Annotated in this window: 20 protein-coding genes; 9 read left to right on the forward strand and 11 right to left on the reverse strand. The window is 71.7% G+C overall.

Annotated elements, in window-relative coordinates; translation table 11 throughout:
• Positions 1–7 precede the first annotated feature (7 nt).
• Positions 8–1417 (reverse strand): protoporphyrinogen oxidase, encoded by a 1410-nt coding sequence (hemG, locus tag INTCA_RS09685; RefSeq protein ID WP_041308601.1) that lies wholly within the window; start codon positions 1415–1417, stop codon positions 8–10.
• A 115-nt stretch (positions 1418–1532) separates the two neighbouring features.
• Here hemG and INTCA_RS18690 point away from each other — a divergent pair, with 115 nt between their 5' ends.
• The gene (locus tag INTCA_RS18690) at positions 1533–2573 is read left to right on the forward strand and encodes a DUF4349 domain-containing protein (protein ID WP_013492734.1); all 1041 of its coding nucleotides are present in this window, start codon (positions 1533–1535) and stop codon (positions 2571–2573) included.
• A gap of 106 nt (positions 2574–2679) precedes the next feature.
• Here INTCA_RS18690 and murJ read toward each other — a convergent pair whose 3' ends face one another.
• A complete protein-coding gene (gene murJ, locus INTCA_RS09695; protein ID WP_013492735.1) occupies positions 2680–4347 on the reverse strand; it encodes a murein biosynthesis integral membrane protein MurJ in 1668 nt (555 codons plus the stop codon).
• A complete protein-coding gene (hemE, locus tag INTCA_RS09700) occupies positions 4347–5423 on the reverse strand; it encodes a uroporphyrinogen decarboxylase (RefSeq protein ID WP_013492736.1) in 1077 nt (358 codons plus the stop codon). Before hemE ends, murJ begins: the two co-directional genes overlap by 1 nt.
• Before the next feature lie 92 nt (positions 5424–5515).
• Between hemE and INTCA_RS09705 the strand changes: the two genes are divergently transcribed.
• The 8 genes from INTCA_RS09705 to INTCA_RS09740 all read left to right on the forward strand — a co-directional run bounded on the left by INTCA_RS09705 (position 5516) and on the right by INTCA_RS09740 (position 16455).
• Complete coding sequence (locus INTCA_RS09705) at positions 5516–6100, forward strand: DUF3000 domain-containing protein (RefSeq protein ID WP_041307508.1); 585 nt, start codon at positions 5516–5518, stop codon at positions 6098–6100.
• Positions 6097–7353 (forward strand): HRDC domain-containing protein, encoded by a 1257-nt coding sequence (locus INTCA_RS09710; RefSeq protein ID WP_013492738.1) that lies wholly within the window; start codon positions 6097–6099, stop codon positions 7351–7353. The genes INTCA_RS09705 and INTCA_RS09710 overlap by 4 nt, the downstream gene beginning before the upstream one ends.
• 206 nt (positions 7354–7559) lie before the next feature.
• Positions 7560–8804 (forward strand): thiolase family protein, encoded by a 1245-nt coding sequence (locus tag INTCA_RS09715; protein WP_013492739.1) that lies wholly within the window; start codon positions 7560–7562, stop codon positions 8802–8804.
• On the forward strand, positions 8801–10936 hold the full coding sequence (locus tag INTCA_RS09720) for a 3-hydroxyacyl-CoA dehydrogenase NAD-binding domain-containing protein (protein WP_013492740.1): 2136 nt from the start codon (positions 8801–8803) through the stop codon (positions 10934–10936). Before INTCA_RS09715 ends, INTCA_RS09720 begins: the two co-directional genes overlap by 4 nt.
• Positions 10937–11112: 176 nt before the next feature.
• Complete coding sequence (locus INTCA_RS09725; protein ID WP_244859901.1) at positions 11113–12039, forward strand: SDR family oxidoreductase; 927 nt, start codon at positions 11113–11115, stop codon at positions 12037–12039.
• 25 nt (positions 12040–12064) lie between these two features.
• Complete coding sequence (locus tag INTCA_RS09730) at positions 12065–13594, forward strand: helix-turn-helix domain-containing protein (RefSeq protein WP_013492742.1); 1530 nt, start codon at positions 12065–12067, stop codon at positions 13592–13594.
• 123 nt (positions 13595–13717) lie between these two features.
• Positions 13718–14551 (forward strand): 3-hydroxybutyrate dehydrogenase, encoded by an 834-nt coding sequence (locus tag INTCA_RS09735; RefSeq protein ID WP_013492743.1) that lies wholly within the window; start codon positions 13718–13720, stop codon positions 14549–14551.
• Positions 14552–14595: 44 nt separating this feature from the next.
• A complete protein-coding gene (locus INTCA_RS09740) occupies positions 14596–16455 on the forward strand; it encodes a helix-turn-helix domain-containing protein (RefSeq protein ID WP_234423992.1) in 1860 nt (619 codons plus the stop codon).
• 11 nt (positions 16456–16466) lie between these two features.
• On the opposite strand, the gene INTCA_RS09745 is transcribed toward INTCA_RS09740, so the two are convergent.
• The 8 genes from INTCA_RS09745 to INTCA_RS09780 all read right to left on the reverse strand — a co-directional run bounded on the left by INTCA_RS09745 (position 16467) and on the right by INTCA_RS09780 (position 24708).
• On the reverse strand, positions 16467–17402 hold the full coding sequence (locus INTCA_RS09745) for an alpha/beta hydrolase (RefSeq protein WP_013492745.1): 936 nt from the start codon (positions 17400–17402) through the stop codon (positions 16467–16469).
• The gene (locus tag INTCA_RS09750) at positions 17399–18436 is read right to left on the reverse strand and encodes a branched-chain amino acid ABC transporter permease (protein ID WP_013492746.1); all 1038 of its coding nucleotides are present in this window, start codon (positions 18434–18436) and stop codon (positions 17399–17401) included. Before INTCA_RS09750 ends, INTCA_RS09745 begins: the two co-directional genes overlap by 4 nt.
• Positions 18433–19317 carry a branched-chain amino acid ABC transporter permease gene (locus INTCA_RS09755; protein ID WP_013492747.1) on the reverse strand — a complete coding sequence of 295 codons (885 nt, stop codon included), beginning with the start codon at positions 19315–19317 and terminating at the stop codon, positions 18433–18435. The genes INTCA_RS09750 and INTCA_RS09755 overlap by 4 nt, the downstream gene beginning before the upstream one ends.
• Positions 19314–20078, reverse strand: coding sequence for an ABC transporter ATP-binding protein (locus tag INTCA_RS09760; protein ID WP_013492748.1), 765 nt, complete (start codon positions 20076–20078; stop codon positions 19314–19316). The genes INTCA_RS09755 and INTCA_RS09760 overlap by 4 nt, the downstream gene beginning before the upstream one ends.
• Positions 20075–20833 carry an ABC transporter ATP-binding protein gene (locus INTCA_RS09765; RefSeq protein WP_013492749.1) on the reverse strand — a complete coding sequence of 253 codons (759 nt, stop codon included), beginning with the start codon at positions 20831–20833 and terminating at the stop codon, positions 20075–20077. Before INTCA_RS09765 ends, INTCA_RS09760 begins: the two co-directional genes overlap by 4 nt.
• Positions 20830–22050 (reverse strand): substrate-binding domain-containing protein, encoded by a 1221-nt coding sequence (locus tag INTCA_RS09770; protein ID WP_013492750.1) that lies wholly within the window; start codon positions 22048–22050, stop codon positions 20830–20832. Before INTCA_RS09770 ends, INTCA_RS09765 begins: the two co-directional genes overlap by 4 nt.
• Positions 22051–22276: 226 nt before the next feature.
• Positions 22277–24145, reverse strand: a complete 1869-nt coding sequence (gene dxs / locus INTCA_RS09775; RefSeq protein ID WP_013492751.1) for a 1-deoxy-D-xylulose-5-phosphate synthase — start codon at positions 24143–24145, stop codon at positions 22277–22279.
• A gap of 194 nt (positions 24146–24339) precedes the next feature.
• The gene (locus tag INTCA_RS09780; protein ID WP_052338001.1) at positions 24340–24708 is read right to left on the reverse strand and encodes a hypothetical protein; all 369 of its coding nucleotides are present in this window, start codon (positions 24706–24708) and stop codon (positions 24340–24342) included.
• Positions 24709–24743: the final 35 nt, after the last annotated feature.

Consider the following 24743-nt stretch of genomic DNA (forward strand, 5'->3'; position numbering starts at 1 on the left):
GCGCCCATCATCCCAAGCCGGCCGCACCCTCCTGCACTCGGGTCAGGATGACCTCCGCTGCCCGGCGACCCGACGCGATGCAGGCCGGGATGCCGACGCCGCTCAGGGCGGCACCGGCCAGGGCGACGTCCGCAGCCGGCTCGACCAGCCCGGACACCAGCTCGCGGTGTCCCACGGCGTACTGCGGCAGGCCGCCGCCCCAGCGCTGCACGTGCACGGCCAACGGGGTCGGGAGCGAACGCCCGAGCACGGTGGTCAGGTCGGCGAGCGAGACCTCGACGAGCTCGTCGTCGGACCGGTGCAGGGTGGCCTCCTCGCGGTGGCGGCCGAGCGAGGCCCGCAGGACGGTGCGGTCCGGGTGTGCGGCCGCGAGCCACGGCCACTTGACGGTGCTGAACGTCGATGCCTTGATCGTCAGACGCTCCGTCGGTGGGACCAGGAAGCCGCTGCCGTCGAGGACGTCCGGCGGCGGCCCGTCGAGGACGAGCGTGACGATCGCCATCGACGCCGACTCGATCCGGGCCAGCCTCGAGGCAGCATCCGGTGCCAGCTCCTGGAGCAGACGCGCCGTGGGGGCGGCGGGTGTGGCGAGGACCACCGCGTCGAAGACGTCCTGGTGCACGTCGGTCGTCGGACCGCTCGAGACGACGAGACGGCCACCCCGCCGCTCGAGGCCCCGCACCACGGCGCCGGTGCGCACCTCGACACCGAGGCCGACGAGGCGGTCGGCGAGGAAGGCGGGCAGGGTGCCCAGCCCGCCGATGACGGTGGCGAAGACTGGTGGTCGGTCGCTGTCCTTCCCCGAGCGGTCGGCCGGCACGAGCGAGCGGCTCAGCGCGAGGACCGAGGTGCCCTCCCGTGCGGCCTTGGCCAGCTGGGGCACCGCCATCCCCAGCGACAGGTTGCGCGAGTCCCCCGCATAGACCCCGGCGAGCAGCGGCTCGACGAGCTTGTCCGTCACCGCGGAGCCGAGCCGGGCGTCGATGAACGTGCCCACCGCGATGTCGCCCTCCACCGGTGGCGTCAACACCTCGGCCCGGAGTCGCTCCAGCTCGGTCTCGGTCAGCAGGCCGCGCACCGTCTCCGGGTCGGAGGGCACGCCCATGAGGGTGCCCCGCGGCATGGGGCGGCGCGTCCCGTCGATGACGACAGAGGCCGGGACCCGAGCCGGGTGGGCGACCTGGTCGGCGAGACCGATCTCGTCCATGAGCTGGAGTCCCTCGGGGCGGAACGTGAGGAACGCCTCGGCGCCGACGTCGAGAGTGAGCCCTCCGACGTCCTCGACGCGCAGCTTGCCGCCGACGCGGGAGCTCCCCTCCAGGATCGTCACGTGGAGGTCCGGCTCCGACCGGACGAGGTGCCACGCCGCCGCGAGCCCTGCGATGCCTGCGCCTACCACACCCACGTGAGCCGTCATGGACGACACTCTTCCATCCTGGGGCTCAACGTTTCGCCCCTGTCGTGTGTCCTCATGAACAGAGGGATGGCACTCGGAGCCGGCACGGCCCGAGGCCCCCGCCGAGGAGGACACCATGGTCAGGTTCGATCGTCTCCGGCCCAGCGGGCCTCGTCAGCAGCGCGCGTGGCTCGTCATCGGCCTGGTCCTCCTGGTCCTTGCCCTCGCTGTTCCGCTGGGGCTCAAGGTCCTGCAGCCGTCCGGGTCGGGGGATGAGAGTGCGCCGATGCCGGCCAGCGGGGGCCTGACCGAGCCGCAGGGCTCCCGGGACCTGGCGCCGCTCACCCCGGACACCGCCGGAGGCTCGTCAGGGTCGGGGTCGAGCTCCGACGGAGCGGTGCCGGGCGCGGTGGCGTCGTCGGTCGGGACCAAGCTGGCGCGCACGGCCTGGCTAGGGATCAAGGTGGACGACGTCGCGGTCGCCGGTGCCAGGGTCCGAGCCATCGCTGAGGCAGCGGGCGGGCAGATCCTCTCGGAGAGCATCGTGACGGCACCCGACCCCACGGGTTCGCTGGGATCCGTGACCGAAGGTGGGGGGATGCCGAAGGAGGACATCGTCCCACCGGTGGGGATGAACGAGGCCCGGATCACCCTCGGCGTCCCGGCTGACCGGCTCGACCAGGTGCTCGCAGACCTCTCGTCGGCCAGGGTCGGCACCGTGTCGTACCGGTCGTCCCAAGCCGAGAACGTGACCGAGGCCTACGTCGACACGCAGGCCCGGCTCCAGCCGGCCAAGGAGTCCATCGCCCGGGTCCGCGCACTCATGGTCAAGGCGACCACCCTCGACCAGATCGTCCTGCTCGAGGGAGAGCTGGCACGGCGGCAGGCCGACCTCGACTCTCTCGAGCAGCGGCTGGCGGAGCTCGAGCGCCGGACCAGCACCTCGACCGTCTCGGTGACACTGTGGACGGACTCGACCGCGTCCCCCGAGCCGGAGGAGAACGGGTTCGTCCAGAGCCTGCGCAAGGCGTGGGGGGCCTTCCTCGACTCGGTCATGGTCGTGGTGACCGGTCTCGCCGTCCTCCTGCCCTGGTTGCTCCTGGCGCTGGTCGTCGCGTGGTTCGTCCGGCGGTGGCTGCGTCATCGCAGCCGCGGAGCCTCGAGCGCAACCGACTGAGCGCCCCCTCGAGTGTGCACTTCGTGCCAGCCCACCCCCGGCCGGAACTGCACACTCGACCAGCGACGCGACCGCGACTGCACACTCGACTGCGTGGGCGAGCTGGTCAGGCGAGCCGGCGACGCACCATGTCCGCCACGTCACGGACCTCGCGGACGTGCAGCGCATGGGCCAGGGCCAGGTAGACGACGGCGAAGAGCAGGCCCGCGAAGCCGAGCACGATCCCACTCGTGAAGATCCGGTCCACGGCGCTCGAGGGCGCAGTCGGGTCGCCGAGTATCGGCGAGAGGACCGTCATCGTGCCCCACGCCAGCAACCCCGCCCCCGCGGCCGCGACACCGATGCGAGCGGTCGAGTTGACGATCTCGGCGAGCCCGAGCAGACCGAGCTTGCGGCGGAGGAGCAGGATGCCGGTGGTGGAGCTCGCGACGTTGCCGAGGGTCTGTGCGGTGGCGACGACGGCGATGGCCCACTTCGGGTCGAGGGCGAGGGTGATGATGCCCCCGGTCAGGGAGACCGTCGTCAGGACAGCCTGCATCAGCAGGGGCGACCGGCCGTCCTCGAGCGCGAAGAAGACCCGGTAGCAGAGCAGGTCGACGCCGAACGGGACGATCCCGAGGATCATGACGACGAGCACGATGCCTGCGAGCTCGATGGACGGTCCGTCGATACCGGGCGTGAGCAGGGCGACGATCGGCGTGGCGGCCACCATGACGAAGACCATGACGGGGACATTGGCGACCAGCGGCAGCAGCATGCCCCTGCGGAAGTCGGCCTTGAAGCCGGCGACGTCCTGGTCGGCGGCCGCCTTCGACAACCGCGGGAAGAGCGCCGTGATGATCGAGACCGCGATGAAGGCGTGCGGAAGCATGAAGATCGTGAAGGCCACCGCGTAGACCGACGTGGCGCGGAGGGGGTCGTCCGGGGGGCGGCCGGACCGGTGCGCCGCCGTGTTGAGCACCCACTGGGTGATGAAGAAGCCGACCTGCGAGACGGCGAGCCCGACGAAGGCCCAGACCGCGAGTCGGCTGACGCCGCCCAGACCGACGCCCCGGAGGCCCCACCGGGGGCGGTAGCGGAACCCCGTGCGGAAGAGGGCCGGCAGCAGAAAGGCGGCCTGCGCGATGACCGACACCGTCGCCGAGCCGGCGAACAGCCAGATCATCGGTGTGGTCCACTGCTCGGGGCCCCGAGGCAGCGGCTGCCCCTGGGCAGTCACGACCTGGGGTGCCGGGTAGACGACGATGAAGATGACGAGCCCGATGACCGCCACGACGTTGGCGATGAAGGGAGCCCAGGCGAAGGCCCCGAACCGGTTCCTGGCGTTGAGGATCTGCCCGAAGAGCGCGAACGCGCCGTAGAAGAAGATCTGCGGGAGGCAGATGTAGGCGAACGCGAGCGCCAGCCCCTCGACGTCAGCTCGCCCACCGGACAGGAACGAGACGAAGGCGCCGGCGCCGACGAGGACCAGGACGGTGATTCCGGCCATGGCCACCAGGGCGATGGTGATGACGCGGTCGGTGAACTCCTTGCCGCCGTCCTCGAGCTTCATCGCGCGGCTCAGGGACGGGATCAGGACGGCGTTGAGGATCCCGCCCGCGGCGAGCAGGTAGAAGACGTTGGGCAGGGTGTTCGCGAGGTTGAACGCGTCGCCGGCAGCCCGGGTGCCGATGATCGCCGTCAGGAGGGCCGCGCGCACCACGCCGAGGGCGCGGGACGCGAAGGACCCGCCCACCATGACGAGGCTCGACCGGGCGAGCGACCCCTGCGTCATCAGCGCGCCGACACCTCGTGGACCAGGGCGGTCACCCTGGTCAGCACGTCGGGGTCGACGCTGGGCAGGACGCCGTGCCCGAGGTTGAAGATGTGACCCGGCGCGTGCCGGCCCTCCTCCACGATCTCGCGGACCCGTCGCTCGAGCGCGTCCCACGGTGCGAAGAGCAGCGCCGGGTCGAGGTTGCCCTGAACGGCGTAGTCAGGGCCGAGCCGCTCGACCGCGTCGGTCAGCCCGACCCGGTAGTCGACACCGACGACCTCGGCACCGGCCTCCCCCATGAGGCGGAGCAGCTCACCCGTGCCGACGCCGAAGTGGATCCGTGGGACCTCGAGGTCCGCCACGGCCGCCAGCGCCGAGGCCGAGTGGCGCTGGACGTGACGGGTGTAGTCGGCCCGCGACAGCGCGCCGACCCAGGAGTCGAAGAGCTGCACGGCGCTGGCCCCGGCCCCGGCCTGGACGCGCAGGAACGCACCCGAGATCTGGGCCAGCCGGGCACAGAGGGCGTCCCAGAGGTCAGGGTCGCCGTGCATCAGCGCCTTGGTGTGCTCGTGGTTCTTCGACGGGCCGCCCTCGACGAGGTAGGACGCGAGGGTGAACGGGGCCCCCGCGAACCCGATGAGCGGGGTGGCGCCGAGCTCGGACACCAGCTGCTGGACGGCCTCGGTGATGTAGGGGACGTGCTCCGGGGTGAGGTCGACGAGCTGCTCGAGGTCCTTGGCCCGCCGGATCGGCCGCGCGACGACGGGGCCGACCCCGGGGACGATGTCCAGGTCGATCCCGATGGCCTTGAGCGGCACCACGATGTCACTGAAGAAGATCGCGGCGTCCACCCCGTGGCGGCGCACCGGCTGCAGCGTGATCTCGGTGATCAGCTCGGGTCGCATGCACGACTCGAGCATCGGGATGCCCTCGCGCACGGCTCGGTACTCGGGCAGCGACCGACCTGCTTGGCGCATGAACCACACGGGGGTCCGGGAGACGGGTTGACGGCGGGCTGCACGGACGAGATCGCTGTCTCGGGGGCTGCCCGGCTCCGCCGGGGCGGAGGCAGGGAGCGAGGCTGGGGTCGGCACCGCTCAATCCTGCCACGCGAGCAGGCATGACCCGGTCACGCGTCCCGGCGTGCCCTGCGGACAAAACCACCCCGGCGGCATACCCTCATCGGGTGCACACGAGAACGTTGCCGGGCAACCACGGCGCGGACTTCGCGAAGGTGCTCACCGCCCTTCGCGACGTCCGGGTGCGCTCCGAAGTGCGCCTCACCGAGGTACCTGCCCCCACCCGGATCGCGCCCTTCGCCGCGGCGCTCACCGCTGACGTCATCGACCCGGCCGACCCGGACGCGGAGCTCGCGACCGGACGCTTCGTCGTCCTGCACGACCCTTCGGGCCCCGAGACGTGGGACGGCACCTGGCGCATCGTGACGTTCGCGCGGGCCGAGCTCGAGCCGGAGCTGGCGAGCGACCCCATGCTCGGGGCCGTGGGCTGGTCCTGGCTCACGGACTCGCTCCGCGGCCGTGGCGTCGGCTGGACCGCGCAGGCCGGCACCGTGACCCGCGTGCTGAGCGAGAGCTTCGGCGGGCTCGCCGACCGCGACCCGAGCGTCGAGATGGAGATCCGGGCGTCGTGGACTCCCCTGGGCGGCGAGCTGACCGAGCACCTCCGCGCCTGGGCGGACCTGCTGTGCACCATCGGCGGGATCCCCCCGCTGCCCGACGGGGTCGTGCCGCTGCCCGGACAGCGCCGGTGAGTGCCGAGCCGAGCTCGCCGGCGACGCCCGAGCCCACCAGGCCGCTGACGCCACTGACCATGCCGAGTGACGGGGTCCCTGAGGTCGTCACCGACGAGCGTGCGCTGCTCCGTGCGGCCGCGGCCATCGCCGCGGGCTCCGGCCCGATCGGGGTGGATGCCGAGCGAGCCTCGGGTTACCGCTACGGCCAGCGCGCCTACCTGGTCCAGGTCCGCCGGCAGGGAGCGGGAACCGTCCTCCTCGACCCGGTCGCCGTGCCGGACCTCAGCCCGCTCGACCGCGCCATCGGTGACGCCGAGTGGATCCTCCACGCCGCCACCCATGACCTCGTGTGCCTCGCCGAGGTCGGGCTGCAGCCCCGGGTCCTCTTCGACACCGAGCTGGGGGGCCGGCTCGCCGGGCTGCCCCGCGTCGGCCTGGGGGCCATGGTCGAGCACTACCTGGGCCTGCAGCTCGCCAAGGAGCACTCCGCCGTCGACTGGTCGATCCGGCCGCTGCCCGAGCCCTGGCTTCGCTATGCGGCTCTCGACGTCGAGGTCCTCGTCGACCTGCGGCACGCGGTGCACGCGGACCTCGAGCGGCAGGGCAAGGCCGGGTGGGCCGCGGAGGAGTTCCAGTCCCTGCTGCAGTTCACCGGACCCGAGCCGCGGGTCGACCCGTGGCGACGCACCTCGGGGATCCACCGCATCCGGGCCCGCCGCGGCACGGCCATCGTCCGGGAGCTCTGGGTCTGGCGGGACGAGCTCGCCCGACAGCGCGATGTGTCACCCGGGCGGATCGTGCCCGACGCCGCCATCGCCGAGATCGCCATCGCGCACCAGCGCGCGGAGCGTCCACCCCGGACCCTCACCTCGTCGGACCCTCGCCTCGCCCGCTCCATCCGCCGACACCAGGAGGCGCTGATCGACGTGGTCGGCGCGGCGCTCGCGCTGCCGGAGGAGGACCTGCCGCCCCTGGCCCTCCCCTCGACCGGCCCTCCCCCGCCGCGCACCTGGGCCGATCGAGACCCTGTGGCCGCCGCCCGCCTGGCGCGGGCCCGGGAGCTGCTCGCCGGTCTGTCCGAAGAGCTCGTCATCCCGGTCGAGAACGTCCTGACCCCCGACCTGCTCCGTCGCTACCTCTGGGAAGGGCCGGCGGCCCCGACCACGGCAGCGGTCGCCGAGGAACTGGCGGCGATGGGCGCTCGCACGTGGCAGACGAGGCTGGCCGCCCCACTGATCGCCCTGGCCTGCGCCGAGCACCCCCGCGCCTGATCGTCCCGCTGCGGCACCCATCTGGTCACGTGGCTCCGGCAAGAGGCAGGGAGGAAGCCCTCGGGAGCTGGACCGGACCCGCCGAGCGAGCCCAGCGGCATCCGGCCTCGTCGTCGCCCGTGAGGACCGTCACTGGACCACCCGTTGGCGACAAAGTTACTGAGCAGTAGGATCAGCGGGAACGTTCCCTCTCCCTAGGAGGCTCCGTGCCCCGCCAGCTCAATGAGGTCGTCTTCGTCGACGGCGTCCGAACCCCGTTCGGCAAGGCGGGTGACAAGGGCATCTACGCCCAGACCCGCGCCGACGACCTCGTCATCCGCTGCATCCGGGAGCTGCTCACCCGCAACCCGGCCCTCCCCACCCACCGCGTCGGCGAGGTTGCCATCGCCGCGACGACCCAGATCGGCGACCAGGGCCTGACCATCGGTCGCACCGCCGCCCTCCTCGCCGGGCTCCCGACCTCCACTCCCGGGTACTCGATCGACCGGATGTGCGCCGGCGCCATGACCGCCGTGACGAGCACCGCGAGCGCCATCGCCTTCGGCGCCTACGACATCGCCATCGCCGGCGGCGTGGAGCACATGGGCCGCCACCCGATGGGCGAGGGCGTCGACCCCAACCCGCGCATCGTCGCCGAGCGGCTCGTCGACCCCGACGCCCTCGTCATGGGCAAGACCGCCGAGAACCTCCACGACCGGTTCCCGCAGCTGACGAAGGAGCGGGCCGACACGTTCGCCGTCGGAAGCCAGGACAAGCTCGCCAAGGCGTACGCCAACCACAAGATCCAACCCGACCTCGTCCCCGTCGCCGTCCGTCACGCGGAGCTCGGCTGGGGCCTGGCGACCGAGGACGAGCCCCCTCGGCCCGGCACCACACTCGCTGACCTGGCCGCCCTCAAGACCCCGTTCCGTCCGCACGGCAACGTCACCGCCGGCAACGCGGCCGGACTCAACGACGGCGCGACGGCGTGCCTGCTCGCCTCCGAGGCGGCCGCCACCGAGCTCGGCCTGCCGGTGCGGATGCGGCTCGTGTCCTACGCCTTCGTCGGTGTCGAACCCGAGGTGATGGGCGTGGGCCCCGTCCCGGCCACCGAGCAGGCGCTCACCAAGGCGGGCCTCACCATCGCCGACATCGGCCTCTTCGAGCTGAACGAGGCGTTCGCGGTCCAGGTCCTCGCATTCCTCGACCACTTCGGCATCGCCGACGACGACCCTCGCGTCAACGAGTACGGCGGGGCCATCGCGGTCGGCCACCCGCTCGCCAGCTCCGGAGTCCGCCTCATGACCCAGCTGGCGCGCCAGTTCGAGGGGCACCCGGACGTCCGCTACGGGCTGACCTCGATGTGCATCGGCCTCGGCATGGGCGGCACCGTCATCTGGGAGAACCCCCACCACCCGGACTACCAGAGCGACACCGTCGCTTCCGCCACCACCACGGAGGACGCCCAGTGACTGCCACGACGACGCCAGCAGCCGCGACGCCGAGCCTGCAGTTCGGCGAGGAGGTCGTGACCCACGCCCACGTCCGCGACGTCACCCTCCCGGGCGGCGCGGGCGCCCTCGCCCTGATCACCATCGACAACGGGCTCGACCACACGCGCCCCACGACGTTCGGCCCCCAGTCGATCGCGGAGCTCCACGCCGCCGTCGATGCCCTCCGGACCCGGGCCGAGGACGGCCAGATCGCGGCCGTGGCCGTCACGGGGAAGCCGTTCATCTTCGCGGTCGGCGCCGACCTGACCGGGATCCCCCTCCTCACAGAGCGGGACCAGGCACTCGCCGTCGCCCGGGCCGGCCACGCAGCCTTCGCCGCCCTGGCCGACCTGCCGGTGCCGACGTTCGCGTTCGTCAACGGCGCGGCCATGGGTGGCGGGGTCGAGCTGGCCCTGTCGGCGACCTACCGCACGATCAGCTCGGGCGTCCCCGCCGTCGCGCTCCCCGAGGTCTTCCTCGGAATCGTCCCCGGCTGGGGCGGCTGCTGGCTGCTGCCCAACCTCGTCGGCGTCGAGAAGGCCCTCAAGGTCATCGTCGACAACCCGCTGTCCCAGAACCGGATGCTCCGCGGCCCGGAGGCGTTCTCCCTGGGGATCGCGGACGCGATCTTCGAGCCGGCCGACTTCCTCGAGCGTTCGATCGCGTGGGCCGGCGGCGTCCTGACCGGCGCGGTGACCGTCGACCGGCCCCCGGTCGACCGGGACGAGGCGAGCTGGACCGCCGCGGTCAGCACGGCCAGGCGCCTCGCCGACGTCAAGACGGGCCGCCACGCGAAGTCGCCCTACGCCGCGCTGGACCTCGTGGCGGCCGCGCGCGCCACCACCCGTGACGAGGGCTTCGCGGCCGAGGACGAGGCACTGGCCGACCTCATCATGAGTGACGAGCTGCGCGCCGGGCTCTACGCGTTCGAGCTCGTCCAGAAGCGGGCCAAGCGCCCCGCCGGCGCCCCCGACAAGGCGCTCGCGCGCACCGTGACCAAGGTCGGGATCGTGGGTGCCGGGTTGATGGCGAGCCAGCTCGCCCTCCTGTTCGTCCAGCGCCTCCAGGTCCCGGTCGTGCTCACCGACATCGATGACGACCGGGTCGCCAAGGGCGTCGGCTACGTGCACGCCGAGCTCGACAGGCTCGCGGCCAAGGGCCGGATCAGCCGGGACCGTCTGACCCGCTACCGGTCTCTCGTCAGCGGCTCGACGAGCAAGGCCGGCTTCGCTGATGCCGACTTCGTCATCGAGGCGGTCTTCGAGGAGATGTCGGTCAAGAAGCAGGTCTTCGCCGAGCTGGAGCAGGTCACCGGTGCCGAGTGCGTCTTCGCGACGAACACGTCGAGCCTCTCGATCACCGAGATGGCCGCCGATCTCCAGCACCCGGAGCGGGTGGTGGGCTTCCACTTCTTCAACCCGGTCGCCGTGATGCCGCTTCTCGAGATCATCCCCGGCGCGCAGACCGACGACGCGACGCTGGCGACCGCCTTCGCGGTCGGCAAGGACCTGAAGAAGACGTGCATCCGCGCCGCCGACCGGCCGTCGTTCATCGTCAACCGGCTGCTCGGCCGGTTCATGGGAGAGGCGGCCCGGATCGTCGACGAGGGCACCCCGATCGAGGTGGTCGACCGGGCGTTCGCCGGGCTGGCCCCGATGCCCCCGTTCGTCCTCATCGGCCTCGTGGGACCGGCGATCGCCCTGCACAACGGCGAGACGCTGGTCCGGGCCTTCCCGGACCGGTTCTACGCGTCGCCGACGCTTCAGCGTCTCGTCGCGGCGAAGCTGCCCGGCTTCTACGACCTCAGCTCGGGCCGGCCGGTCCTCACCCCAGAGGCGGCCGAGCTCATCGAGAGGCCGGCCGACCCGGTCGTGCTCGACGTGGACCAGGTGCGCGAACGGGTGCTCACCGTGCTCGCCGACGAGGCGCGCCGGATGCTCGACGAGGAGGTCGCCCAGTCCCCCATGGACATCGACCTCGCGATGATCACCGGGGCCGGCTTCCAGTTCTGGAACGGTGGCATCACGCCGCTCCTCGACCGCACCGGCGTCGCGGAGCGCGTCACCGGCCACCGCTTCCTGCCGGCGGGCGTGTCCACGCTTCCTTCCTGAGGCACCGACGACGAGGCTGTATGCCGCTGGGCTCGGTCCCTCGCCGCCCGCTCAGCTCGAGCGCGGGGCGGGGACCCGGCCCAGCGGCATACGGCTGCTTCCGTCTCGCGACGGGGGGCCGCTGACGGGACGGGACGTTCGACCCTGCCGGCGCGGCCCGCGGAGGGTCACCCTTGGTGGATCCGCCGGCGACGCGGGCGGACCGACCTGAGGTGGAGGGGAGCACGATGATCGTCGTCGTCGGCGGGACGGGCCGGTTGGGCGGGCGCGTCGTCAGTGATCTGGTGGAGCGGGGCGAGACCGTGCGGGTGGTGGCCAGACACGCCCCGGTGGGCGGGCCGGGAGGCGGGCCGGGGGCCTTCGTCGCAGCCGACGTCCGGGAGCCGGACACGCTCGAGCAGGCCCTCGACGGCGCCACGGTGGTCGTCTCGGCGGTGCACGGGATGGATCCGGCGTCGGGAGAGTCGCCGGCGGTTGTCGACCGGGACGGGAATCGCAACCTCATCTCGGCGGCACGCCGTGCCGGGGCCCGGATCGTGCTCGTCTCAGTCGTCGGAGCGGACCGGGACCATCCGATGGAGCTCTTCCGGATGAAGTCCGACGCGGAGCGGTTCCTCCGGAACGGACCGATGGACTGGACCGTCGTGCGCGCCTCGGCGTTCGCCGAGACCTGGGCCGACGTCATCCGCAGCACGACGAACCGCAAGGGCGTCCCCAAGGTCTTCGGACGCGGGCAGAACCCGATCAACTTCGTCACCGTGGACGACGTCGCCGCTGCCGTGACCCGGGCCGCCGCCGACCCCGACCTGCGTGGTGAGGTGATCGAGGTCGGAGGTCCCGACAACCTCACGATGGAGCAGTTCGCCCGGCTCGTCACCGGCCAGCCTGCCGTGGGTCACATCCCCCGGGCCGCCCTGCGCGTCATGGGGATCGCCCTCGCGCCGTTCCGCCCCGGACCGGCCCGGCTGATCCGGACCGCGCTCGTCCAGGACGGAGTCGACCTCACCTTCGACCCCCGGGGCAGCCGAGCACGCCACCCGTGGCTGCCGTGCACGCCCGTCGGCGCGGTGCTGGGGTCCTCCCCCATGCCCGAGTTGCAGTAACTCATATATGAGTTAGCCTCGATCCGTGTCTGAAAGCTACCTCACCCGAATCGGCGGCCTCATCCGCGACGCCCGCCGCCACAAGGCGATGACCCAGGCGGAGCTCGCCGAGCTCCTGGGGACCTCGCAAGGTGCCGTCACACGGATCGAGGCCGGCAAGCAGAACCTCAGCCTCGACATGCTGGCCAAGATCGGTGATGCCCTCGACTCCGAGTTCGTCTCCGTCGGGCACTCCGGGCCACAGCACCTGCGCATCGTCGGGGGCAAGCAGCTCTCCGGCTCCATCGACGTCAAGACCTCGAAGAACGCGGCCGTCGCCCTGCTCTGCGGCTCCCTGCTCAACCGGGGCCGGACGACCCTGCGGAGCCTCGCCCGGATCGAGGAGGTCAACCGGATCCTCGAGGTGCTCTCCTCGATCGGCGTCCGGACCCGCTGGCTGCCCGACAGCAACGACCTGGAGATCATCCCCCCGGCGCAGCTGCACCTCGAGGACATCGATGTCGCCGCCGCGCGGCGCACCCGCACGGTCATCATGTTCCTCGGGCCGCTGCTGCACGAGCACCCGAACTTCCAGCTCCCCTACGCCGGTGGCTGCGACCTCGGCACCCGCACGGTCGAGCCCCACCTCGCGGCGCTTCGGCACTTCGGCCTCGAGGTGACCGCGACGCACGGCTTCTACGAGGCGCGGTCCGACCGCTCGGTCAACCCGAGCCGAGCCATCGTGCTGACGGAGCGGGGCGACACGGTCACCGAGAACGTCCTCATGGCCGCCGCCCGCCATGACGGACGCACCGTGATCCGCAACGCGTCCCCCAACTACATGGTCCAGGACCTGTGCTTCTTCCTCGAGAAGCTCGGGGTCCGGATCGAGGGCATCGGCTCGACCACGTTGGTCGTCCACGGCAGGTCGCAGATCGACGTCGACGTCGACTACTCGCCCAGCGAGGACCCCATCGAGGCGATGAGCCTGCTCGCGGCCGCCGTCGTCACGGACTCGCGCATCACCATCCGCCGCGTGCCGATCGAGTTCCTCGAGATCGAGCTGGCGACCCTCGAGGAGATGGGGATGAAGTACGACCTCAGCTCCGAGTACACCTCCGCGAACGGCAAGACGCGGCTCGTGGACCTGACCACGATCCCGGGTCCCCTGAGGGCGCCGACCGACAAGATCCACCCGATGCCCTTCCCGGGGCTCAACATCGACAACCTGCCCTTCTTCGCGCTCATCGGCGCCGTGGCTGAGGGCAGCACCATGATCCACGACTGGGTCTACGAGAACCGGGCAATCTACCTGACCGAGCTGACCAAGGTCGGCGCGCGGGTGCAGCTGCTCGACCCGCACCGCGTCATGATCGAGGGCCCGACCCGGTGGCGGGCTGCCGAGGTCGTCTGCCCGCCGGCACTGCGCCCCGGTGTCGTCGTCCTCCTCGCCATGCTCGCCGCACCCGGCACGTCCGTCCTGCGCAATGTGTACGTCATCAACCGCGGCTACGAGGACCTCGCGGAGCGCCTCAACGCGCTCGGCGCGACGATCGAGGTGTTCCGCGACATCTGACCGCCATCTGACCGCCATCTGACCGCACCTCCTCGCGGGGCCAGCGGCGGACCACACCCTCGTCCCCGATTTGTGGCGGCAAGGCACATGATCGGGCTGTCGGCCGGTTCATAGTCTTCCCGCATGCCAGACGCCCGCAACGATGCCCGCGACGACGAGTCCGGGCCCCGCCCCGCACGCGGGACCACGGACGACGCGGTGGCGACCAACCCGGTGGACCTCACCGGCCGTACGGCGCTCGTCACGGGGGCCGCGAGCGGGATCGGGGCAGCCATCGCCCGAGCCCTGAGCCGGGCCGGCGCGACCGTCCATGCCGTCGACCGCGACGACGCCGGGCTCACCGCCCTCGCGGAGGAGGCGACGCTGACGACGGTCGTCGCGGACCTGGCCGACCTCGACGCCCTGGCCGACCTGCCGACGGACGTGGACATCCTCGTCAACAACGCGGGCATCCAGCACGTGAGCCCGATCGAGGAGTTCCCGCTCGACCGGTTCGACTTCATCCTCGACCTCATGCTCGTGTCACCCTTCCGCCTCATCCGCCAGTCGCTGCCGCACATGTATGCCGGCGGTTGGGGACGGGTCATCAACATCTCGAGCGTGCACGGCCTCCGGGCGAGCCCCTTCAAGTCGGCCTACGTCACCGCCAAGCACGGGCTGGAGGGACTCTCGAAGGTGGTCGCCCTGGAAGGCGCACCGCACGGGGTGACGTCCGTGTGCATCAACCCGGCCTATGTGCGCACCCCTCTCGTCGAGACCCAGATCGCCGACCAGGCCCGCACCCACGGCATCCCCGAGAGCGAGGTCATCGAGAAGATCATGCTCTCGCCGGTCGCTGTCAAGCGGCTCGTCGAGCCGGCCGAGGTCGCCGCCCTCGCCCTGTTCCTCTGCGGCCCCGCCGCCGCGTCGGTCACCGGGACGTCCTTCGTCATGGACGGCGGCTGGACTGCCCACTGAGGGGCCCGTCCGCTGCCCCACGGATCCTGCCTATGATCGGCCACGTGACGACGTCCGCGGACACGGTGACCGAGCAGGTGCTCCACCTGCTCGAGCTGCTGGCCTCCGGAGCCACCGTCGCCGACATCGCCGCCACCACGGCCCCACCCGCCGCCCGGGACCTGGCGCTGCGCATCGCTCACACCCGCGACGTCCACCAGCACCGGGAGGCCGGGCTCACCGCCCTCCTCGACACCTCCCGCGAGCTCGCCACCGAGCACGATCCGGCGCAGGTCCTCGAGGCGATCGTCCGCCGGGCCCGGCACCTGCTCCAGACCGACCTCGCCTACCTCACGCTCTACGACGCAGAGGCCGACGACATCTTCATGCGGGCCACTTCTGGATCGGTCTCGGCCGCGTTCCAGTCGGTCCGGCTGGCCCTCGGCGACGGCCTCGGAGGGCTGGTCGCCTCGACCCGCAAGCCCTACTGGACCGCCGACTACTGGTCAGACGACCGGTTCCAGCACACCGGGACCATTGACGGAGCCGTGGGCGAGGAGGGCATCGTCTCCATCTGCGGCACGCCGCTCATCGTCGAGTCCGACTTCGTCGGGGTGCTGTTCGCGGCGAACCGTACCGCCCGGCCCTTCACCCGGGAGGACGTGGCGCTGCTGACCAACCTCGCGACCCTCGCTGCCGTGACCCTCGTCCAGACCCGCGCCCTCGCGGACGCAGAGCACGCCGTGCAGGCGCTCAAGGAGGCGCACGAGACGGTTCGCCAGTACGCCGCGGGAATCGAGAAGGCGGCCGCGGCCCACGACCGCTTCGCCAATCTGGTCCTCGGTGGGGGCGGGGTCGAGGGCATCACCCACGCGGTGGCCGAGCTCCTCGGCGGCTGGGCGGTGCTGCTCGACGAGAACGGCGCGGTCCGCTCGTCCACCGGTCCGGCGCCGGACCTCGTTCGCAGCCCCGAGGCCCAGCTGCTGCAGGACCGGGCCGCGACGGCGGGCGGCCGACTCGTCCACGAGGGCGGGACCTACGCCGTGATGATCAACGCCGCGCACGAGCGCCTCGGCACCCTCCTCCTCGGGGAGGTCGGCTCCCTTCACGATGCGGACGCGCGGACCGTCGAGCGCGCCGGGATGGTGACCTCGCTCGTGCTGCTCTTCGAGCGCAACGCGGCCGACGCGCGACAGGCCGAGCGCAACCGGGTGCTGTCAGACCTCGTCGCCGGCCGGGGCACGGAGGCCGAGCGGGTCCAGCTCGCCCGCGGGGCCGGCTTCGACCCGGTGGTCGTGCCGTTCTGCCTGCTCGTCATGCTTGGCGAGGACACCGCGACGACCCGTGCGCTCATCATGTCGGCGAGCACGGCCGCGGGCGAAGGCTCGCTCGTCGGAGCCGATGACGACCACATCGTGGCTCTCGTGCCGGCCAGCGACGCCGATGCGCTGGCCAAGTCCATCGCTGCGCGTGTCGGCCGCAGGTCTCCGGTGACCGTGGCTGGGGTCGGACCCGTCGCCGGGATCGGCGGCATCCCCGCGGCCCATGAGGAGGGAGCCCGGACCGCCCGGGCCCTCATCGCGCTCGGTCGCCGTGGCCAGGGCGCGGCCGCCACCCAGCTCGGCTTCGCCGGCCTCATCGTCGGCTCGGACCCCGACGTCGCCGACTACGTCAACCGCATCCTGGCCCCGGTGCTGGACTATGACGAACGGCGGGGGACCGACCTCCTCGGCACCCTCGAGGCCTACTTCGCGGCGGGGTCGAGCCCACGGCACGCGGCCGCCGGCCTGCACGTCCACGTCAACACCGTGTCGCAACGACTGGAGCGCATCGGGGCCCTGCTCGGTCCCTCGTGGCAGCACCCGGAGGAGGCGCTCGAGCTGCAGCTCGCCCTGCGCCTCCGTCGGCTCCTCGTCGCGACCTGACGAGGCGATCGTCAGCCCGACCTCCCCAGGTGCCGGTCGATCGCGTCCACCACCGCGGTGACCCCCGGCTCGTCGAGGATGACGTCGTAGTGGTTGGCGTCGACGGCCGTGACGCGAACGCCGGGCGGCAGGTCGAGCGCGGCGAGTCGCCCCTCGTCGTACAGGCCCTGTGGCTCGTTCAGCAGGCCCCGGTGGGCCCAGACGAGCTCGACCGGCCTGCCGAGGTCGTCCGCACGCCGGACGGCTCCGTGGGTCACCGGGTCGGCGAGGACGTCCGCGCCGTCGACCCGGACGGCCTCCAGCACGCACGAGCTGCGCCACCGGCCGGAGCCAGCCTCGTCCTCGACGAGGTCGTGGCTGAGGTACTCACGGACCGCATCGCCGGCCGCGCCACGCAACGCCGGGCCGAGACTCGGATGGTGCTCCCAGAAGGCGAGGTAGTCCTCGAGGCCGTCGAAGCGCATGGCGAGCCGGTCCATGGCCGGCCCGATCACCGCCGTCAGCGCTGCGTCGATGTCGAGGTCCGGGGGGGCCGGGAAGGCCAGGCCTCCGTCGACCAGGACCGCTGCGGAGAACCGCTCGGGATGGGTCGCCAGCGCCAAGGCAGCGACGAACGCTCCCATCGAGTGCCCGACGAGGAGCGGAGCCGCCCCGAAGACGGACGCGATGGACGTCAGGTCCTTCACGTGAGCAGCCAGACCGTAGGGCGCCGGCACACGGCGACTGCCGCCACGGCCACGCAGGTCGGGTGCGAGGAAGCGGATCGATCCGGGGCCATGGCGACGCCCGACCTCGTCGGCCACCCTGCGCCACGACAGACCGTTCGCGGTGATCCCGTGGACGGCCACGATGACCGGGGCGTCCTCGCGGGCGACCCCCAGGGTCAGGTCGTGGATCGCGAGACTGCCGACCGGCTGCTCGATGACGAATGCAGGCGCGATGCTCATGTTGCGCGACCTCTCCTGACGAGCCGGCCCCCGAGTCCGGTCAGGCCGGCCGGAGCGAAGTAGACGATGACGATGAAGAAGAGCCCGAGCACGAAGAGCGGCTCGGCGAGGACCTGCTGGGCGACGTCGGGCAGCGCGTCGGCGAAGCCGGCCCCGCTGAGCTCGACGAGACGCGCATCCGCGTAGGTGTAGAGGAAGCCGCCGAGCAGTGCCCCCCAGGTGCTCCCGGCTCCTCCGAGGACGACCATGATCAACAGCGCCAGCGTGAACTCGGTGGTCGTGACATGCGGGCTGGAGCCGCCGAGGACGAGGGCGTGGACGACGCCCCCGAGCCCCCCGAGAAAGGCGCCGACCACGATCGCCAGGAGCTTGACGCGGTAGGTGTCGAAGCCGAGGACCGCGGCGCGGGCCTCGTTCTCCCGGATGGCCGCCATCGCGTGTCCCGCCCTGGAGCGGACGAGCAGGGTCACCGCGACGAAGGACACGACGACGAAGCCGAGGGCGAGCCAGTACCGGTATGGCGCGTGGGCCACCCCGACGAGGAGGTCCGGCACGGCGCTGCGGTTGAGGGACTTGCCCTCCTCGCCCCCGGTCACTCCGCCCGGGTTGCGCATGACGATGATGGACGCCGCCTGGGCGAACGCGAGGGTGACCATGGCGAAGGCGATCCCACTTACCCGCAGGGCGATTCCCCCGACCACGAGAGCGAGCAACGTCGTCGTCGCGAGCGAGACGACGATCGCCACCGGCAGCGGCAGGGACCAGTCCGCGAGGGAGATCGTCAGGAGGTAGCTGCCGGCCGCGACGAAGAGGGCGTGCCCGAAGCTGAGCAGGCCGGTCCGTCCGAAGAGGACGTCGTAGCTGAGTGCGACGCCCGCGATGACGAGGCACGTTGCGAGCAGCTGCAGGCTTCCCGGACCGTTCACCCGCCCCGGGAGGACCCCGGGCAGCTCGATGGGCAGGTAGGGCAGGTAGACGAGCACGGCGACGACGAGCGCGGCCGGGAGGACCTTGACCAGCGAGGCGGGCCTCATGCGGGGGCTCCCTTCAGGGACGTCGGACGCAGCAGCAGGACCAGGGCCAACAAGAGGACGACGGACAGGTCACCGACCCCGCTGGCCGCATAGAAGTTGGCGAGCTGCTGGACGAGACCCACGGCCACGGCAGCCACCGCCGTCCCCACCAGCGAACCCATGCCACCGATGACCACGACGATGAAGGCGTAGATGAGCAGTGAGCCGCCCTGAGCGGGCGAGACCGTGCCGGCGTACTGGGAGTAGAGCAACCCGGCGAGCGCCGCCGCCGCCCCACCGAGGGCGAAGACGACGGTGAAGGTGCGGTGCACGTTGATCCCGAGCGCCTCCACCATGGTCCGGTTCTCCACCCCCGCCCGGATGATGAGCCCGAGCCGCGTGTAGTGGAGCAGCGCGAGCAGCCCGAGGAAGACGGCGACTGCGACGAGGATGAAGAGGAACCGGTCGTTCGGCAACCGCGCGCCGAGAACCAGGGTCGTTCCGCCCATCCACTCGGGCTTCTCGACGGTGCGTGGGTCGGCGCCCCAGATGCCCTGCGCCGCCGCCACGCTCGCCAGGGCCAGGCCGACCGTGACCAGAACCTGCTGGATGTGGTGCCGGTAGAGGGGCCGGATGAGGACCACCTCCACGAGAAGGCCGATGACGGCCCCGACGGCCAGGGCCACGACGACCGCGACCAGCAGGCGGGTCGCGACGGACCAGCTGCCGGGGAGGGCCCCCATGGTCAGCCACCCGGCGTAGGAGCCGGCCATCATGAACGCGCCGTGGGCGAAGTTCAGCACGCCCATCAGCCCGTAGATGATGCTGAGGCCACTGGCCGCGAGGAAGTACAGCGCGCCGAGTCCGACGCCGGTGACCATGATGAGGACGAAGTCGGTCATGCCACTCCCTCGCGTCGCATCGAGACGCCGAGCAGCTCACGCGTGAGGTCTGCGTCCGCGACGAGCTCGGCCGCTCCCCCGCGATGGACGACCTGGCCTGCGTCGAGGACCACCACGGTGTCGGCGATCCGCCGCACCAGCGGCAGGTTCTGCTCGACCAGCAGGATCGGGGTGGTGCGGGCCACCTCGGCCAGCACGTCGGCGACCTCGGTGACGAGCTTGGGCGCGAGACCCTTCGTGGGCTCGTCGACGAGCAGGACCGACGTGGTCCGCAGCAGGACCCGAGCCAGCGAGACCATCTGCTGCTGGCCCCCGGACAGGGTCCCCGCTCGTTGCTTGCCGCGGGCGACGAGGTCGGGAAACAGTCGACCGACGATCGGCGCGTCCACGCCGAGGTCAGGGTCGACGAGGCGCAGGTTCTCGTCGACGGTGAGACCCCCGAACACCTCGCGGTCCTCGGGGACGTACCCGATGCCGGCACGGATGATCCGCGGTGTCGGCTCGTCCTGGATCTCCTTTCCCCGCAAGACGATTCGTCCGCTGCGGGGGGCGAGTCCGATGATCGCCTTGAGTGTGGTGGTCTTTCCCACGCCGTTTCGTCCGAGCAGGGCCGTCACGCCGGTCGCCGGCACGTCGAACGAGACGCCCTGCAGGACGTGGGAGCCCCCGTACCGGACGTGGAGGTCCGCGACGGTGAGGACCGGGCCGACCTCCGAGGGGGACGGCGACCTGGGGTCGCGAGCGGTGGGCTGTTCAGTCACAGGGCTTCTCCCAGGTAGGCCTGTTGGACGCGTTCGTCATGCGTGACCGCGCGGGGCGAACCGGTGGCGAGGAGCTGCCCGTGGTGCAGCACGGCCACGCGGTCCGCGAGGCCGAGGACGACGTGCATGTGGTGCTCCACCATCGCGACGGCGACACCCGAGTCGCGGACCTCGCCGATGATCTCCGTCAGCCCGTCGACGTCTTCGGCGGAGACCCCGGCCATCGGCTCGTCGAGGAGCAGCGCCTTGGGGTTCGACGCCAGCGCCATGGCCAGCTCCAGCTTGCGCCGGTCCCCGTGGGACAGGTCCCGAGCCAGCGTGGCGCCCCGTCCGCGGATCCGCACTCGGTGCAGCAGTGCCTCGACCCCCTCACCGGCATCGGGAGTCCGCCGCGGTCGGGCCGTGCGGAACGGCGAGAACGGCGCCGAACCACTCGCCTGGACGGCGAGGTGGACGTTCTCCCCCGCCGTGAGGCCGTCGAAGAGGGCGGAGGTCTGGAACGACCGTGACAGACCGAGGCGGGCCCGACGGGTTGCGGACCGCCTCGTCACGTCATCGCCGGCGAGGTGCACGGTGCCGGTCGTCGGGCGGGTGACACCGCTCAGGATGTTGACGAGCGAGGACTTGCCCGCCCCGTTGGGGCCGATGATGCCGAGCAGCTCACCGGCCCCGACGTCGAGCGTTACGTCATCGAGGATCTGGGCGCCACCGACCCGCCAGCCGATGGCGCGCCCACTGATGACGGCTGCGGTCACTTGAACGGGGTGACCGGAGGAGCCACGGTTGCCGCGTCGAGGGTCTCGCCGAGGACCGGCACGATGGTGCTGCCCTCCTGCTTGAGCGTGGCCGTGAACATCGGCTGCAGCACGGCGTGGTCCTCGGGCCGGATCTGGATCTGGCCCTTGGGGCCCTCGAACGACCACCCCTCCAGGGCAGCGACCATGGCATCCACGTCGGTGTCGCTCGCCTCGATGGCGTGGACGATCATCTGCGCCGCGACGAATCCGTCGTTGGTGAACAGGTCGACGGTCGCGCCCTGGTCGGAGAGTCCCTTCTCGAGGGCCTGGTAGGCCGCATTGTCGGCCGCCCCATCGAAGAAGTGGGACAGGAAGTTGATCTGCGTCGACGCCTTGCCGAAGATCGCGTGCGTCGGCTTGATGTCGAGCCCGGTCACCACCTTGGTCGACTCGAAGACGCCCTGCTGCTCGAGGGTCGACCACATCGACGCAGCGTTGGCCCCGGCCCACGCGACGAAGAGCAGGTCTGGGGAAGCGCCCTTGATCTTCGTGGCGAACGGGGTCACGTCGGTGGCCGCCGCCGGCACCTCCACGGAGTCGACCGTGGCACCCTTGCCTCCGAGGACGGCCGTGACGGCCGCGACGTTGGCCTTGCCGAAGGCGCTGTCCTGGGCGAGCACGGTGACCTTCTTGCCGGACACGTCACCGAGCATCGAGCCCGCGGTGGCGACGTCCTGGTAGGTCTGCCGACCGGAACGGAACGTGTACTTGTTGGCGCCCGTGACCGCGTCGGCGGCGGCCGGCCCGGAGATGAACAGGACCTTGTTGTCGTTCGCGATCGGGGCGACCTGGAGCGCGACCCCGGACGACGTCGAGCCGGCGATGATCTGGTTGCCCTGCCCGATGAGGTCGGTCGCTGCGGCGACCGCCTTCGCCGGGTCGCCGGCGTCGTCCTGCTCCGTGATCTCGACCTTGTGCCCGTTGACCTCGCCGGTCCCCTGGGTGGCGTACCCCAGGCCGGCCTCGAAGCCCTGCCGGTACTGTTCGCCGTAGGTGGCCAGCGGGCCGGACTTCGAGTAGACCAGACCGACCTTCACCGGCGCTGCCGACGTGCCCCCGCCCGCACCTGGGGTGCCCTGCTCGGCAGGCGCGCCCGGCTCTCCCGGCGTGCCACATGCTGCCACGGACATGCTGAGCAGCGCTCCCGCCAGCACGACACTCCAACGCTTGGACACCTTTGTCCTCCACCTCTGGTGGGCGCTCGCTCCTGGTCGTCGCGAGATCCGTTGTCACCCAGCCGTCTCGGCGAAGGTAGTTGAGCCGTCAGCGCCGCTCCGTGGGGTCACCGCCCACAATGAGCCCGATTCCATGTGCGCTCTCGACAGCAGCCGCCATCTCGCGAACCGCGCGGACGAGCCCGACCGAGCCCAGCGGCATACGGCCGAGTGCCGCTCCGACGGCTCAGGTCAGCCGCGCGGTCAGCCCGGCGACGACGGTGTCAGGGGTCAGCCCGACCTCCTCGAGGACCTGGCCTCGCGAGGCGTGGGTGAGGAAGCGCTTGGGGATGCCGAAGCAGTGCACCGGCACGTCCAGGCCCGCGTCGCGCAGGGCGAGCGTGACGGCTGCGCCGACGCCCCCGCTCACGAGGTTGTCCTCGACGACCGCGACCGCGCCGGCCGAGCGGGCCAGCTCGACGACCGCCGGGTCGACCGGGAGCACCCAGCGCGGGTCGACGACCCGGACCGAGTGGCCGTGGGCGGCGAGCTTCTCGCCCACGTCGACGGACATCCCGGCGAACGCCCCCACCCCGACGACGAGGACGTCGACCGCGTCCGGCCCGCTCTCGTGGAGGACGTCGACGCCACCGACGGAGCGGAGCGCCGCGACCGGCTCGGCGACGTCGCCCTTGGGGAAGCGCAGCACGGTCGGACCGTCGGACACGTCGAGCGCCTCGCGCAGCTGCAGCTTGACCTGCTCGCCGTCGCGCGGCGCAGCGAGGCGCAGCCCGGGGACGATCGAGGTCAACGTCATGTCCCACATGCCGTTGTGGGAGGCGCCGTCGCTCCCCGTGATCCCCGCCCGGTCGAGGACGAACGTGACCCCGGCCCGGTGGAGCGCACAGTCCATGAGGACCTGGTCGAAGGCGCGGTTGAGGAACGTCGCGTAGACCGCGACCACGGGGTGCAGCCCGCTGAAGGCGAGACCCGAGGCCATGGTGACGGCGTGCTGCTCGGCGATGCCGACGTCGAAGACCCGGTCGGGGTAGGCGGCGGCGAAGCCGTCGAGCCCCACGGGGATGAGCATCGCGGCGGTGATCGCCACGACATCCGGACGCTCGGCCCCGATGCGCACCATCTCGTCGTTGAACTCGTCGGTCCAGATCCGCCCCGAGACCTCGAAGGGCAGTCCCGTCTCAGGGTTGATCTTGCCGATGCCGTGCATGTGGTCGGCGACGTCGTCGATGGCCGGCTGGTAGCCACGGCCCTTCTGGGTGATGACGTGGACGATGACCGGTCCGCCGAAGTCCTTCGCCTGCCGCAGCGCCTTCTCGACGGCCTGCTCGTCATGGCCGTCGACGGGCCCGTAGTACTTCAGGCCGAGGTCCTCGAACATCCCCTGCGGGGCAACGATGTCCTTGATCCCCTTCTTGACCCCGTGGAGCGTCTCGAACATGGCGCCACCGACGACGGGCGTCCGGGCGAGCGATCGCTTCCCCCAGTCGAGGAACCGCTCGTAGCCCTGGGTCGTGCGCAGCGTCGCGAGGTGCTCGGCGAGGCCGCCGATGGTCGGCGCGTAGGAGCGCTCGTTGTCGTTGACGACGATGACGAGCGGCAGGTCCTTGTCGACGGCGATGTTGTTGATCGCCTCCCATGCCATGCCCCCCGTGAGGGCTCCGTCCCCGATGACCGCCACCGTGTGGCGTCCCATCTCCCCCCGCAGCCGGCGGCCCTTGGCGATGCCGTCGGCCCACGAGAGCGCGGTGGAGGCGTGCGAGTTCTCGACGACGTCGTGCTCGGACTCGGCGCGGCACGGGTAGCCGGAGAGGCCGCCCTGCTTCTTGAGCCTGCTGAAGTCGTGCCGGCCGGTGAGCAGCTTGTGGACGTAGGACTGGTGCCCGGTGTCGAAGACGATCGTGTCGCGCGGCGAGTCGAAGACCCGGTGCAGGGCGATGGTCAGCTCGACGACGCCGAGGTTGGGGCCGAGGTGTCCCCCGGTCTGGCTGACCTCGGTGACGAGGAAGGAGCGGATCTCCTCGGCGAGCGTCGGCAGGTCGGCTGCCGGGAGCGCCTTGAGGTCCGCTGGGCTCTCGATCTGGTCGAGCAGGCTCACGCTGGCCGGGTCCTCTCGTTCGGGGGTCGATCGAGTCTACGGCGTGTCGGCTCCGGCTCCCGAACCCGCGGGGCTGGGCCGCGCGCTTTCGTCACCAACCTCACACCACCCCCCCCACCACCCGATGGCCGTATGCCGCTGAGCTGGGTCCACGACAGGGCGCGCTCGGCGTCCTTCCGTCCTTCGGGGGCGGGTCACAGCCGCGGCGCGAAGACCTTGCCCTGGAGAGCCTCGTGGAGGAGGCGGGCGGAGCGGGACGCGGCGAGCAGCCGGATCCCCTCGGCCTCGATCTGGCCGAGGATCTCGTCGAGGGCGTCTGCGGGGACGTGCGGGCCGATCTCGACGCGGGCCTCGCGCCACGCCTGGCGCATCGCGCCGACCTGTCCCTCGAGGTGCCGGCCAGTGAGCCAGGCGAGGGCGATCGGGTGCTTGCGCCACCCGGTATAGGCACGGTAGTCGGGCGGGCACTGGTCGAGCAGCCACAGCACCGCGCGGTCCTGCCAGCCGGGCGTGTGGGCCGGGGGGACTCCCTCCGGCCAGCCGGGTGGGGTGACCGCTGCCATGCGCCCATTGTCCCCGCCTCGGACCCAGGTGGCCA

Origin of the sequence: Intrasporangium calvum DSM 43043 (assembly GCF_000184685.1) — a bacterium.
Classification (GTDB): domain Bacteria; phylum Actinomycetota; class Actinomycetes; order Actinomycetales; family Dermatophilaceae; genus Intrasporangium; species Intrasporangium calvum.